The sequence below is a fragment of the Saccharopolyspora sp. NFXS83 genome (assembly GCF_026241095.1).
Lineage (GTDB): Bacteria > Actinomycetota > Actinomycetes > Mycobacteriales > Pseudonocardiaceae > Saccharopolyspora_C.
Map to the genome: position 1 here is coordinate 170743 of NZ_JAPFGB010000004.1, position 12940 is coordinate 183682.

Sequence of the window (12940 nt, forward strand, 5' to 3'; positions counted from 1 at the left end):
TCCGAGGAGGCGTGGATGCCGGATCCAGCGCCCCGCCACGAGCCCGGTGCACGAGTTTCGCCGCGGCGACCGGAAGTCACCGTCACCAACAGCGCCGACACGGCGGGCGACGTCGTGCAGATCGGACTGGCCAGGGACGTCACGATCATCCACGAGCACATCCGTCCCGCCCAGGGGCCGCACGCCGAACCGCTCCGCGCGCTCACGGCCGCGGTCCGCGATCGGTGGGAGAGCGAGCGGCCGACGCGGATTCCGATTCAGGTGCGATGGCGGGAAGCACCGGAAGCGCTGACGGACCACCACGCGAACATGCTCGATCACGCGGGCGGCGAACCGCCGGACCCGGCCGGAGAGCTGAGCCGGATCACGGAGGTGTTCCGGGGCACTCCGGACGGGCGGTTGGTGGTCCTGGGCGAGGTCGGGTCGGGCAAGACGTTCCTCGCCGCGCGATTCGTGCTGAACGTGCTGGACGTGCTGAAGGGCCGCCACGACGACCAAGCCGTTCCGATCATCTTCAACCTCGGTTCCTGGGACCCCACCGGCCTCTCGCTCACGACGTGGATGCTCGAACGGCTGGCGCTCGACTTCCCGCAATCGGACACGGCCGCGCTGTTCCGAGACGGTCACGTGCTGCCCGTTCTCGACGGCTTCGACGAGATCGCGGAAGGCCTGCGAGGTGTCGCGCTGGAAGTGATCAACGAGTACCCGCGCCCGCTGTTCCTGACGAGCCGCCCGGCCGAGTACGCGGCGGCGGTGAGCGCCACCAAGGCGTTGGAAAGAACGACCGTCGTGCAGCTGTGCGAGCTCACCCCGGACGAGGCGACCGAGCACCTGTGGCGCACCGCGAAGAAGGAGATGAACCACGACGGCAGCACCTGGACCAAGTGGGGTCCGGTGCTGGAGCGGCTGCGCGAACACCCGGACGCCCCAGGCTGTCGAGAACTCGGCGCGGCGCTGAGCTCGCCGCTGATGGTCTGGCTCGCCAGAACCATCTACCAGTACGGCAACGACCCGCAGGAACTGCTGGACACGACTCGGTTCGGCACCCGGGAAGCGGTGGAGGACCACCTCCTGAGCAGCCTCGTCCCCACGGTGTTCGACCCGCGTCCCGGCGGGCACTCCGAAGCGGCCTCCCGCGAGTGGAACCCGGAGAACGTCGAGCACTGGCTGGGGCGGCTCGCGCGGCACCTGCAGCGACTCGGCGACACGCAGGACCTCGCGTGGTGGGAGATCTCCGGGACCATGCACCGCCGCTCCCGAGCCCTCGTGATCGCGCTCGTGACCGGGCTGATCATCTTCCTGGCCATGTCCCTCATGAACGGAACGATCTTCCTGTGGGCCGGGGCCGACATCGGCGATGCGCTGCGGACGAGCATGACCTCCGGGCTCATCAGCGGAGTCGTGGCCGGTACCGCATTCGGCATCGCCTACGGAACGGCGCTCGTCATCAACCGCGCGCGGACGGAACCTTCTCGGATGCGGCTGCCGCTTCGCGGCAGGAGGGGGGCGCAGCCGAGGTCCGGCAGGAGGATCGCGACCCGGACCGCCGTGGCCTCGCTGCTCGGACTCGGGTTCGGCTTCATGAGCGGATCCGGCACGCGATTGTTGCTGGCATGGCTGGAGAACCCGCTGCACCTGGCGTCCCTCTGGGTGGACGGCGTGCTGTACGCGATCATGTACGGGACCGGTGCCGCAGTGGTCTTCGGGACGGCCGCCGTGCTCGAGGCGCCCATCAAGACCGAGTCGACCGCCGACCCCATCAGCCTGCTGCGGAGCAACCGCGCCACGACTCTGCACATGCTGCTCATCTTCGGGCCGGCGTTCGGCGCCGCCGTCGGGCTCAGCGGGAGTGCGCTGGTCACGCTGTTCGACGGGAACTTCTGGGGCATCCCGCTCTACTGGGACGTCGCCGCGACGATCCAGTACGCGGCGGTGGGCACGGTCGGCGGCGGTCTTTCCGCCGCGCTCGGCTTCACCGCCTGGGGCGAATGGCTCGTGTTCGGCCGGCTCTGGCTGCCGCTGACGGGACGATTGCCTTGGCGGACGGTTGCTTTCCTGCAGGACGCCCACGAGCTCGGTGTGCTGCGCACGCACGGTTCGGTCTACCAGTTCCGGCACGGGCGCCTCCGAGACCACCTGGCGGCGACCGAACATGCGCGGCGCAGCAAGGAGAACGGCCGCAGACCTCGGGCCGCACCGTGATCCGGGTGCGGCGGAGCGCCACGTCCGGGCGCGGACCGCGCCGCGCCCGGACGTCGCTCACGAGCCCGCCGGTCCCCAGCTGATCGGCATCTTCGAGGGGCCGCGGGTGGACAGGCCGTCCTTCCACTCGACGCCGTCCTCCCCCGAGGCCAGGCGCAGTTCCGGCAGGCGGCGCAGCAGGGTGTCCAGCGCGACCTGCAGCTCCATCCGGGCCAGCGGCGCGCCTAGGCAGTGGTGCGCGCCGTGCCCGAAACCCACGTGCGACGCCTCCTCGCGCAGCAGGTCCAGCACGTCCGGCTCGGAGTACACGGCCGCGTCGCGGTTCGCCGAGGCCGTGCTCGGCAGCACCGCCTCCCCGGCCTTGACCGTCACCCCGCCCAGCTCGACGTCCTCCAGCGCGTAGCGCGGGATGCCCGCGCCGTTGCCGAGCGGGACGTAGCGCAGCAGTTCCTCCACCGCGCGCGGGATCAGCGCGGGATCGGCGCGCAGCCGCTCCAGCTGGCCGGGGTGCTGGAGCAGCACGTAGACGAAGTTCGGGATCTGCGAGGCGGTCGTCTCGTGCCCGGCCACCAGGATCGCCTCGGCCAGCGAGAGCATCTCGTCCTCGGTGAGGCGGTCGTCGTCATCGCGGGCCGCGACCAGCGCGCTGAGCAGGTCGTCGCGCCCGTCCTCGTGGCGGCTCTCGCGGCGCTCGGCGATCAGCCGGGCCATGTACTCCCGCAGCAGGCCGACGCTTTCGATGACCTCGTCCAAGGTGAACTTCGTCGTGGACAGGAAGGCGTCCGACCACACCCGGAAGTCCTTGCGGTCCTCGTAGGGCACGCCGAGCAGCTCGCAGATCACGGTGATCGGCAGCGGCAGCGCGAAGTCCTCGACCAGGTCCGCGGGCGCGCCGCGCTCGACCATCCCGTCGACGAGGCCGTCGGCGATCTCCTGCGCACGCGTGCGCAGGCCTTCCACCCGGCGCTGGGTGAACGCCTTCATGACCAGCCGGCGCAACCGGCTGTGCTCCGGCGGGTCCAGGCTCATGATGTTGCCGCTGTTGCCCTGGATCGGGCGCATCCGCGCTTCGTCGCGCCCGGCTCCGGCGGCGCGGCTGAACCGCTTGTCGCCGAGCACGAGCTTGACGTCCTCGTAGCGGCTGGCCAGCCAGCCGGGTTCCCCGTACGGGAGCCGCACCCGGATCAGCGGCTGCCTGCGCAGCTCCTCGAACAGGGGCTCCGGGTCCAGCCGTTCCGGTTCGCTGAACGGGAAGGACTTCGGCTCCGCGGTGGTCATCCACGACTCCTGTGGTCGAACGTTCGGGACTCGGCCACGCTAGCAGATAAGTCAGACGACTGTCTTATTATGGCGTCGCGGAGGCGGCAGCAGGCCACCGCCGCATCCGCCCGCACAAGAGGGCGAATGCGACGGTGACCTGTTCAGCAGGATCGCCGGGAAACCGGATCAGGGGCGCTGGAGGCGCTCCATGATCAAACCGACGTAGTCGTTCAAATCGGCCTGGATGCAGGGGTCCTGGCCGTGCTTGCCGTTGCAGCCCTCGCCCCAACCGGTGCCGTCGCCGTAGTCGACGAAGCGGTGCGGGATCCCGGCGGCGGTCAACTGCCCGGACATGACCACGGCGGTGTCCCGGACCCAGGCCTCGCCCACCGCCAGGATCGGGTTCTCCGCCAGGTTCGCCCCGTTGCCCGCGTAGAACGCCACACCCATCCCGCGCAGCGCTTCGACGTGGTGCGCCGGGCTCTGCGCGTTCCACACCCCGTCCAGCGGCCACACCGGCGAGCCGAAGATGGCGTCCGGCGGGTCCAGCGGAGCGCCCATTTCGGTCAACTGCGTGGACCCGACGATGGCTCCCCGCATCCGCGGGTCGAGCAGGTCGAGGTCTCCGGAGAAGCTGCCGACGTGGCCGAACAGCTCTGGCCGGTGCTCGGCGTAGTGGAACGCGCCGAACCCGCCCATCGAATGCCCCGAGATCGACCGGCCGTCCCGCGAAGCGATGGTGCTGAGGTTGGCGTCGATCAGCGGGATCAGCTGGTCCAGGTGGAAGGACTCCCAGTTCTGCACGCCCGAGGCGCCGGGGGCCACCCAGTTCGAGTACCAGCCGCGCCCGCCCCCGTTGGGCGTCACGGTGATCAGCGGGACGTCTTCGGTCGCTCGTTCGGTCAGCGTCTGGTAGCGCGCCGAGTCCGGCCGCTCCGGCGCGCCGTGCAGCAGGTAGTTCACCGGGTAGCGGACGCCCGGGTCGTAGTCCTCGGGCAGCACCACCAGCACCGCGTGCTCCCCGGAGACCTGGTCGCCGATCGTCGGGTACTCCGGGACCTGGTCGGTGGCGACGGTCATGGTGAACGTGCGGTGGTTCTCGTCGACCCACTCCGGCTGTTCGAGCACGGTGATGCCGAAACCGTCGTCGAAGCGCGGCGGCGCGGCGGCGGCGGTCGCGGCGGGTGCGGCGAGCGCGGACGCAGCGGTGAGGCAGAACAGCGCGGCGGCGCAGCGGCGCGCGGCGGCGCGCATGGGCGTTCTCATCCGGGATCCCCCATCCGATGATGTCCCGCCTCCCCTGACGGGATCAGCGACAGCAGACCAGCACCGCGCTCCCGTGAACAGCTGCCACCCGGGTGAGCGTGCCGCCAGTCCCTGGTTTCGGGGAGAACTCGCCCCGAATCGATGTTGCACGGCCCGGGTTTGTGGGATCTTGTGATCTCCGGAGTGCGGGTAGACGCTTGTCGAGGGGGCGCCCATGCCGCAGCGGGACGAGCGGGACGCGATCCGCAACGAGATCAGCGGGCACGTCGGCGGCGACGTGCACAACATCGGCGAGATCCACGGGTCGGCCACCTTCGCCCCGCAACCACCGGACGCCCCGCTGCTGCGGGAGCTGGCCCGCGAGGTGCGCGAGCGGTGGGAGCGCGAGGAGCGCAGGCGGCTCGTGCTGCCGGAGCTGCCGGTGCGGTGGCACCCGATCCCGGCGCGGGCGACCGAGGACGGATCCGGCCGCGACGATCCCCGCGAGGTGCGCGAGATCGCGCAGTTCTACCGGGACATCTCCCCCCGCAGGCTGGTGGTGCTCGGTGACGCGGGCGTCGGGAAATCCGTGCTGTGCATGCGTTTCGTGCTCACCGCGCTGGAGCGGCGCGCGCCGAACGGCCCGGTGCCGGTGCTGTACTCGCTGGGTTCGTGGAACCCGAGCGCCGTTTCCCTGCAGGACTGGCTGATCGAGCGGCTGTCGAAGGACTACCCGCTGCCCGGCGGCGTGGCGGACGCGCGGAAGCTGGTGCTGGACGAGCAGGTGCTGCCCGTCCTGGACGGCTTCGACGAGATCCCCGACGAGCTGCACGCCGCCGCGCTGCGGCACCTCGGCGGGTACCGCAGGCGGTTCGTGCTGACCAGCCGCACCTGCGCCTACCGGGAGGCGCTCCGGGAGGAAGGGGCGTTGCCCGACGCGGAGGTCGTGGTGCTCAGCGAACTCGACCGCGACGATCTCGCGGCGACGCTCCCGGCCACGACCGCCTTCCCCGGCGCGGACCCGTGGGAGCCGGTGCTGCGGCGGTTGCGCGAGGATCCGGATGAGCCCGCCTGCGCCGAACTCGCCTCCGTGCTGCGCAATCCGCTGATGATGTCGCTGGCGCGCACCGTCTACCGCAGGCGACGCGAGCCGGACGAGCTGCTGGACACCGCGCGCTTCCCCACCGGCGCGGCGCTGCAAGCGCACCTGCTGGAGGAGTTCGTGCCCACCGCGTACCGCGACGAACCGGAGCTCTGGCCGAAGGGGCAGCACCGGCCGTGGCCCGAGGCACGCCCGCGGCGCTGGCTCGCGCACCTCGCCCGGCACGTGCGGGACTCGCGCGGGCAGGAACTGGCGTGGTGGCGGGTCGGCGAGATGCTGGGCGCCGGAACCCGGTCGCTGGTGATCGCGCTGTTCAGCGGGCTCGTGGTCGCCGCGCTCGTGACGGTGGTGCACAGCGCGATCTACCTCTTCCCCGGCGGTTTCGCTCCGCTGCGGGCGCTGACCGAGGGGCTGCGCGACGCCGGGTTCAACGGACCCCTGGCCGGGTTCGCCGTGGGAGGCGCCCACTGGATCGCCCACCTCGCGGGCAGGGGCATCCCGGAACCTTCCCGGGTGCGGCTGCTGTTCCGGGCCTCCCCCGGCGAGCAGCGGCTCCCGCGCAACGGGCGCTGGCTGGCCGCTCGGGCACTGCTGGCGGTCGTCGCGGGAGCGGTGTTCGGCTTCGCGGCCAGGTTCGCCGAAGGAGCGCTCCGAGCCTTGCGGCACGAGCCGGACGCGCTCCTGGGCGGCTGGGTGGAGGGCGCGCTGTTCGCGGCCATGTTCGGCGCGGGCACCCTGATCGCCGTCGGCGTCGTCTCGCTGCTGGAGGCTCCCGTCGACGTGCGCACGACCGCCGAGCCGATCGAGCTGCTGCGGTCGAACCGGCGCACCACGCTGGGCACCGTCGCCGTGTTCGCCGTCGTGTTCGGGATCGTCGTCGCCCTCACCGGGTTCGCGGTGCACGCGCTGTCCGGCGGGTCGCTGTGGGGGTTCCGGCTGGAATGGAGCGTGTGGGAGGCGGTTCGGCTGGGGTTGCTGAGCTCGTTCGGCGGCGGGATCTCGATCGCGCTCGGCTTCACCGCCTGGGGCCAGTGGATCGCGTTCGGCCGGATCTGGCTGCCGCTGGTGGGCCGGTTGCCGTGGCGGACCGCGGCGTTCCTGGAGGACGCCAGGGACCGCCAGGTGCTGCGCACGCACGGGGCGCACTACCAGTTCCGGCACGAGCGCCTGCTCAGCCACCTCGCCCCGCCGGAGCGGGTCAGCGCGGTCGCACGGTGACCTGGGTGTCGCGCAGGACCGGGCCGAGCAGCGGGCTTTCCTTGATCTCGGGTTGCAGCGGGTAGAGCCTGCTCCACTCCGGGTTCGGCGCGAAGGAGAACGAGTGCAGGATCGACGGGATGTCGCACTGCGCGCCCGGATAGGTGAGGCGGGATCAGTTCCGGGCGACGTAGACCGTGTTGGAACCCCGCGGCCCGCCGTAGGGGTTGTCGAAGTCGACCACGTGCGCCCGGACGGTCGCGAAGACCTCGGCCAGGGCCGCGGTGAACTCCTCCGACGGCGGATCGTCCGACCACAGCGCGAAAACCCCGTCCCGCTCCAGGTGTTCGGCCAGCAGGCGCAGGCCGGACGGCCGGTAGAAGCCGGCGTGCCCGGTGTCGAGCACGTTGGTCGGCGAGTGGTCGATGTCGAGCAGGATCGCGTGGTAGCGCCGCTGCGGCGGCTCGGCGGCCCAGGCGAAGAAGTCGCGGTGCTCGAAGCGGACCCGCGCGTCGGAGTTGAGCTCGTGCCCCAACGGCAGCAGCTCCCGCCGGTGCCAGTCGATCACCGCGCCCAGCGCCTCCACCACCTCCAGCGAGCGCACCCGCTCGTCGGCGAGCGCGGCCTGCGCGGTGCAGCCGAGCCCGAGCCCGCCCACCAGCACGTCGAGGTCCGATCCGGTGACGGCGGCCAACCCCAGCCGAGCCAGTTCCTCTTCGGCCACGGTGAACACGCTCGACATCAGGAACTCGTCGCCGAGCTTGACCTCGTAGACGTCCACGCCGAGCGCCGGGTCCAGCCTGCGGCGCAGGCTGACCTCCCCGATCGGTGTGTCCTGCCAGTCGAGCTCTTCGAAACGTCGTCCCACGCGTCGGCCTCCCTCGCCCCTGTTCGCCCCCACCCTGGACCATCCGGCGCCCGCCGGTCCGGGCGGGCTCGCCCGGACCGGGAGTCCGTTCGACGACGGCATGTAGGGCCGTCGTTCAGGGGACCGTCGAGCGGGTGGTCGCGCTGGCAGCGGGTCCGGCTCCGTGGAACCTTGCCCGGCGGAATTGATCCCGGAAGCAAGGAGCGGACGGATGCGTCTCGCAGCGAACCGAGCGGCGGTCGTCGCCGGAACCACGGCAGTGCTGATGTGCTCGGCGCTGGGCCTCGCCCAGGCCGAGCCGGAGCAGAACACCACCACCACACCGCTCGACCTGATCGCGGGCGGGCTCCAGACCGGGGCCGGCGTCGCCAACGGATTCGCCGACGCCCTCAGCGGCGGCTCCGGATCGACCGGTTCCGAGTAGCACGCCGGGTGCGCCGCGCGCTCCCGCGCGGCGCACCCTCCCGCCGTTCGCCGGGCTCCGGCGTCGGTGACCGGCGGACCGATCCGGACCGGAAAATCCACACCGGGCCCGCCACCAGCCGTTTTCCACCCTCCAACATGTACAGACCACCCGGTGGAGCGTCGCCGCCCGCCACACTGGACTCCAGCGCCGAGCAAGCGACGCCGCAAGGTCATCGTCGACCGCACCGGAGGACCAATGGGTTCGCTCGTCCAAGCGTGGTTCGTGGCCATCGCGCTGCTCCTGCTCGGCGGCTTCGCGCTCGTCCAGTCCGCGCCGGTCGGCGGCGACCCGCTGGCGGTCCGCTGCGGCGCCCAGATCATGCGCCCCGACCAGTCCTGCCACATCGTCTCCAGGGACGGCGGCGGCCGGTTCGTCGGCTACGCGGAACAGCGCGAGATCCAGCACGCCGGGCGCGGCTGGAACCTCGTGCGCTCGGTGCTCGGCGGGGCCGTGTTCCTGTTCGGCGCCGGGCTCGCGGCGACCCTCGTCGCCGTGAAGCGCCGCGGCCCCCTCGACGGCGCGGCCCTCACCCGGCTCCACGGGCGCACGCTGCGCCCGCACCGGTGAACACGGCTCAGAACCGCACGAGATCGTCCAGCACGGTCCCGGCGCGACCGATGTCCTCGGTGAGCGGGCGGTCCTCCACGCTCGGGTCCAGCGTCTCCGCGGCGAGCTCGTAAGCGGCGCGCACCGGCAGGTCCACCAGGTCCGCCTCCCGCATCCGCAACGCGCGGACCGCCGCCACCAGTTCGCAGGCGAGCAGCCGCCGGTACGCGACCGCCGCCGCCGTCGTCGCCCGCGCGGCCTGCGTGGAGAAGCTCGCGTGGTCCTCCAGCCCCCGGGAGACCACGGCCGTGCCGAGCGTCGCGGGCAACGCCGCGTGGCGCAGTTCCGCGAGCGCGTCGTGCGCGACGTATTCGAGGATCATCACCCCCGAACTGCCCGCCGGGCCCGCCGCGAGGAACGGGCGCAACCCGGTGAACTCCGGCTCGACGAGGTCCCCGAGCCGCGCGGCCGACAACTCGGCGACCTGGTGCACGGTGGCCCGGACCCAGTCCAGCGCGGAGGCCACGTACGCGGTGTGGAAGTGCGCGTGGTGGTAGGCGTCGCGGTGCACCACCGAGATCATCGGGTTCTCGGTGCCCGCGTTGATCTCGATGGCGAGCACGTCCCGCAGGTAGTGCACCGCGTCCACCGCCGCGCCCTGCACCTGCGGGTACGCGCGCAGCCCGAACGGGTCCTGGATCCGCCTGCCCGGTTTCGGCGTGCTGTCCAGGCCCAGCAGCCGCCGCATCTCCGCCGCGCATCCGACCTGGCCGGCGTGCGGCCGGGCCTCGTGCACCGGCGTCGCGTATGCCTCCGGGTTGCCGTCCAGCGCGACGTAGGTCAGCGCCGCCACCACGTGGCTGGCGCGGGTGAGCCGTTCGAGGTCGAGCGTCGCCAGGGTCGCCTCGGACAAGGTGGCCGCGTTGCTGCTCATGAACGCCAGCGCGTCGCCCTTGAGGATCTGCACCGGAGCGACCCGCCCCGTCAGCCAGGGCCGTTCGCCGACCAGTGCGAGCGCCGTCTCCGCCAGCGGGGCCAGGTCGCCGGTGCCGATGGCGCCGAGCCGGTGCACCAGCGGGGTCGCCCCGACCCGCACCGCCTCGGCCAGCGCCGTGATCAGCGAGGGGCTGATCCCGGCGCGGCCCGCGACGAGCTGGTTGAGGCGGATCAGCAGCATCCCCCTGGTCTGCGCCGCCGACATGGGCTCACCGCTGCCGCCCGCGTGGCTGCGCAGCAGCCGCAGCGCGTGCTCCGCGGACTCCCCGTCCCCCACCAGGTCGTCCTTGTTGGCGCCCACGCCCGTCGTCCTGCCGTACACGACGCGCTCGGTGCTGAGCTCCTCGGCGAGCCGCCACGAGTGCTCCGCCACCCGCAAGGCCGCCGTGGACAGGTCGATCTGCAACGGCCCCGTCGCCCGCGCCGCATCGGCCACGTCGGCGCACCGCAACGTGCGGCCATCAACCCGGATCACCATCGTCTCCTCTGCCACTGGTCCGTCGGAACGGCCCCAGTATGGACAGATCACGGGGCGCTCCGGCCCGTGCGGAGTTCCGGATCACCGGATCGCCGCCCCGACCGCAGGCACCGGTAGGTTCGACGGTGCCGGCCGATCAGGAGGCCGCCCCGTTCCGGGGAAGCCACAACGGAAGCAGGAGAACCGAGTGCTCGTCCTCGTCGCATCTCTCCAGGTCAAGCCCGGTCACCGGGACGGTTTCCTGACCGCGATCAGGGCCGACGCGGAGGCCTCCGTCGCCGACGAACCGGGTTGCGTGAGCTTCGACGTCGTCGTCGACACCGACGACGACCACCACTTCTTCCTCTACGAGGTCTACCGCGACCAGGCAGCGCTCGAAGCGCACCGCGCTTCGCCGCACTTCGCGGCCTGGACCGAAGCCGCCGCCGAGCTCCTCGTGCCGGACGGCCGGACGGTCACCATCACCGAACGGCTGCTGCACGAGGGCTGACGCGGGCCTCCGCTACCAGGTCACCGGGAGTTCGTGCACGCCGTAAACGGCGCCGTCGTGCTTGAACGGAACCTGCTCGATGTCCGTCGCGAGCCGCAGGCCGGGGATGCGGCGGTAGAGGGTGCCGTAGACGACCTGCAGCTCCATGCGGGCGAGGCCCTGGCCCAGGCATTGGTGCACGCCGAAGCCGAAGGCCACGTGGCTGCGCGCGTCGCGGTCGATGTCGAGGCGGTCCGGGTCGTCGAACACGGCGGGATCGCGGTTGCCGATGTCGTTGGGCACGACCAGCCCGTCACCGGCGCGGATGACCTGACCGCCGATCTCGATGTCCTCCAGCGCGACCCGGCGGCGGCCGTTGTGCGTGATGTTCAGGTAGCGCAGCAGTTCGTCGACGGCCGAGGCGATCTGCTTCGGGTCCTCGGTGTCGCGCAGCACGGCGAGCTGATCGGGGTGCCGCAGCAGCGCCAGCGTGCCGAGCGCGATCATGTTCGCGGTGGTCTCGTGCCCCGCCAGCAGCAGGAGCACGCCCATCTGCGCGGCTTCGCCGCGGGTGATCTCGTCCGCCTCGACCCGCTCGGCGAGCCGCGAGAGCAGGTCGTCACCGGGCTCGGCGAGCTTCGCGCCCACCAGGTCGTCCAGGTAGGCCTCCAGCCGCCCGTGCGCGGCCGTCCGCTCCTCCGGCGGCACGGCCAAGCTGATGAGCATCTTGCTGTTGTCCTGGAAGAAGTCGTGGTCCGAGTACGGCACGCCCAGCAGCTCGCAGATCACCAGCGACGGCACCGGCAGCGCGAAGTCCCGCACGAGGTCCGCCGGTTTCGGACCGGCCAGCACCGCGTCGATGCGTTCGTCGACGATCCGCTGCACGGCGGGCCGCAGCGCCTCGGTCCGCTTGATGGTGAACGGGCTCGCCACCATCCGCCGCAGCCGCGCGTGCTCCGGGTCGTCCATCAGGATGAAGCCGATGCGCGGCCCACCGGGGCGAACCGGAGCGGAGCTCGGGTAGCCGGGGCGGGTGATGTCGGCGCTGACCCGCGAATCCCCCAGCAGCGCCCGCTGTTCCGCGTACCGCGTCACCAGCCACGGCGTGCTGCCGTCCCACAGCCGCACCTTCGCCAGCGGCGCCTCTTCTTGCATCGGCCGCAGCGCCGGCGGCGGGTCGAACGGGCATCCGGCGGCCCGCTCCATCGGGTATTCCGGGACGTCGGACCGATTCACCGTGCTCGTCATCGTGCTCCTCTTTCCGCAGTGCCACGTCGTCCACGCGCGTGCGGCCGAAAACCGCTCCGCGCGGGAAGATTCATCTGGGTTGAGGACGTCGAACGTCCACGATGGACGACCGTCGCGCGGGGCGCGGTCACGAGTGCGTCGTGATCGGTGCCAGCCACAGACCGCAGAGAGCGTCGATCAGCCCGGCCGCGGCGCCGCTCCAGCTGGCCCGCGGCGTCCCCGCGCCCTCGGCCAGCGCGCGTTCCCGCTCCGCCGACATGTGCACCATGAGCTGCCGCGCCATGTCGCCCCGTTCCGCGCGCACCTCGTCGGTCATCGCGGGCAGGCACCGGTGCAGCGCGTCGATGATCTGGCGCAGCGACGGAGCGCTCAGCGCCTCCTCCACCATGATCGGGCGCAACGCCGGATCGGTCATCACCTGCGCGCCGAACCGCGCGAACCAGGTCGGATTCCCCAGTTCCGCGAGGTGTTCCAGGCTCGGCCGCACCAAGCACGCCACCCAGTCCCGCACCCCCGCGTCGGCGCCGAGCTCGGCCACCATGCCGACCCGGATCGCCTCGATGGGTGCCGAGCGCTTGCGCACGATCGCCCGCACCAGGTCCGCCTTGGTGCCGAAGTGGTAGCCGACGGCCGCGTTGTTGCCCTGCCCCGCGGCCTCGCTGACCTGGCGGTTCGACACCGTGATCACGCCGTGCTCGGCGAACATCCGCTCCGCCGCGACCAGGATCGACTCCCTGGTCTCCCCGACCCGCTCACCGCGCACCGTGCGGTCCGCCATGCCCACGCCCCTCCTCGAACCGCGCACCCGGAGCAGCAGAACGCTCTCCCGCTCATCCCCAGTCAACCGCCAACCCATTATTAAG

The 12940-nt window shown here is 71.9% G+C and carries 11 protein-coding genes; 5 read left to right on the forward strand and 6 right to left on the reverse strand.

The features are described from left to right. Positions 1-15 precede the first annotated feature (15 nt). The gene (locus OOZ19_RS06095; RefSeq protein ID WP_266089002.1) at positions 16-2202 is read left to right on the forward strand and encodes an NACHT domain-containing protein; all 2187 of its coding nucleotides are present in this window, start codon (positions 16-18) and stop codon (positions 2200-2202) included. A 57-nt stretch (positions 2203-2259) separates the two neighbouring features. Here the strand turns inward: OOZ19_RS06095 and OOZ19_RS06100 are convergent, their stop codons facing one another. After that, entirely contained in the window at positions 2260-3480 is a 1221-nt protein-coding gene (locus OOZ19_RS06100) for a cytochrome P450 (RefSeq protein WP_266089003.1), read from the reverse strand. Between the two features lie 168 nt (positions 3481-3648). After that, positions 3649-4728, reverse strand: a complete 1080-nt coding sequence (locus OOZ19_RS06105) for an alpha/beta hydrolase (protein ID WP_266089004.1) — start codon at positions 4726-4728, stop codon at positions 3649-3651. Positions 4729-4942: 214 nt separating this feature from the next. Here OOZ19_RS06105 and OOZ19_RS06110 point away from each other — a divergent pair, with 214 nt between their 5' ends. Continuing rightward, the gene (locus OOZ19_RS06110) at positions 4943-7027 is read left to right on the forward strand and encodes an NACHT domain-containing protein (RefSeq protein WP_266089005.1); all 2085 of its coding nucleotides are present in this window, start codon (positions 4943-4945) and stop codon (positions 7025-7027) included. Between the two features lie 154 nt (positions 7028-7181). On the opposite strand, the gene OOZ19_RS06115 is transcribed toward OOZ19_RS06110, so the two are convergent. Next, complete coding sequence (locus tag OOZ19_RS06115) at positions 7182-7874, reverse strand: polyamine aminopropyltransferase (RefSeq protein WP_266089006.1); 693 nt, start codon at positions 7872-7874, stop codon at positions 7182-7184. 211 nt (positions 7875-8085) lie between these two features. Between OOZ19_RS06115 and OOZ19_RS06120 the strand changes: the two genes are divergently transcribed. Both OOZ19_RS06120 and OOZ19_RS06125 read left to right on the forward strand, forming a co-directional pair. After that, on the forward strand, positions 8086-8298 hold the full coding sequence (locus OOZ19_RS06120; protein ID WP_266089007.1) for a hypothetical protein: 213 nt from the start codon (positions 8086-8088) through the stop codon (positions 8296-8298). A gap of 237 nt (positions 8299-8535) precedes the next feature. After that, the gene (locus OOZ19_RS06125; RefSeq protein WP_266089008.1) at positions 8536-8907 is read left to right on the forward strand and encodes a hypothetical protein; all 372 of its coding nucleotides are present in this window, start codon (positions 8536-8538) and stop codon (positions 8905-8907) included. Between the two features lie 7 nt (positions 8908-8914). On the opposite strand, the gene OOZ19_RS06130 is transcribed toward OOZ19_RS06125, so the two are convergent. Beyond that, on the reverse strand, positions 8915-10357 hold the full coding sequence (locus tag OOZ19_RS06130) for an aromatic amino acid ammonia-lyase (protein WP_266089152.1): 1443 nt from the start codon (positions 10355-10357) through the stop codon (positions 8915-8917). 190 nt (positions 10358-10547) lie between these two features. Between OOZ19_RS06130 and OOZ19_RS06135 the strand changes: the two genes are divergently transcribed. Next, complete coding sequence (locus OOZ19_RS06135; RefSeq protein ID WP_266089009.1) at positions 10548-10850, forward strand: putative quinol monooxygenase; 303 nt, start codon at positions 10548-10550, stop codon at positions 10848-10850. 12 nt (positions 10851-10862) lie between these two features. On the opposite strand, the gene OOZ19_RS06140 is transcribed toward OOZ19_RS06135, so the two are convergent. Together OOZ19_RS06140 and OOZ19_RS06145 are read right to left on the reverse strand one after the other, a co-directional pair. Beyond that, positions 10863-12077, reverse strand: coding sequence for a cytochrome P450 (locus OOZ19_RS06140; RefSeq protein WP_266089010.1), 1215 nt, complete (start codon positions 12075-12077; stop codon positions 10863-10865). A gap of 127 nt (positions 12078-12204) precedes the next feature. Further along, entirely contained in the window at positions 12205-12855 is a 651-nt protein-coding gene (locus OOZ19_RS06145) for a TetR/AcrR family transcriptional regulator (protein WP_266089011.1), read from the reverse strand. Between the last annotated feature and the right edge of the window lie 85 nt (positions 12856-12940).

Bases quoted from the DNA above. Each gene is read 5' to 3' on its own strand.
- OOZ19_RS06095 (WP_266089002.1), top strand. From the start codon at position 16: ATGCCGGATCCAGCGCCCCGCCACGAGCCCGGTGCACGAGTTTCGCCG.
- OOZ19_RS06100 (WP_266089003.1), bottom strand. From the start codon at position 3,480: ATGACCACCGCGGAGCCGAAGTCCTTCCCGTTCAGCGAACCGGAACGG.
- OOZ19_RS06105 (WP_266089004.1), bottom strand. From the start codon at position 4,728: ATGAGAACGCCCATGCGCGCCGCCGCGCGCCGCTGCGCCGCCGCGCTG.
- OOZ19_RS06110 (WP_266089005.1), top strand. From the start codon at position 4,943: ATGCCGCAGCGGGACGAGCGGGACGCGATCCGCAACGAGATCAGCGGG.
- OOZ19_RS06120 (WP_266089007.1), top strand. From the start codon at position 8,086: ATGCGTCTCGCAGCGAACCGAGCGGCGGTCGTCGCCGGAACCACGGCA.
- OOZ19_RS06125 (WP_266089008.1), top strand. From the start codon at position 8,536: ATGGGTTCGCTCGTCCAAGCGTGGTTCGTGGCCATCGCGCTGCTCCTG.
- OOZ19_RS06140 (WP_266089010.1), bottom strand. From the start codon at position 12,077: ATGACGAGCACGGTGAATCGGTCCGACGTCCCGGAATACCCGATGGAG.
- OOZ19_RS06145 (WP_266089011.1), bottom strand. From the start codon at position 12,855: ATGGCGGACCGCACGGTGCGCGGTGAGCGGGTCGGGGAGACCAGGGAG.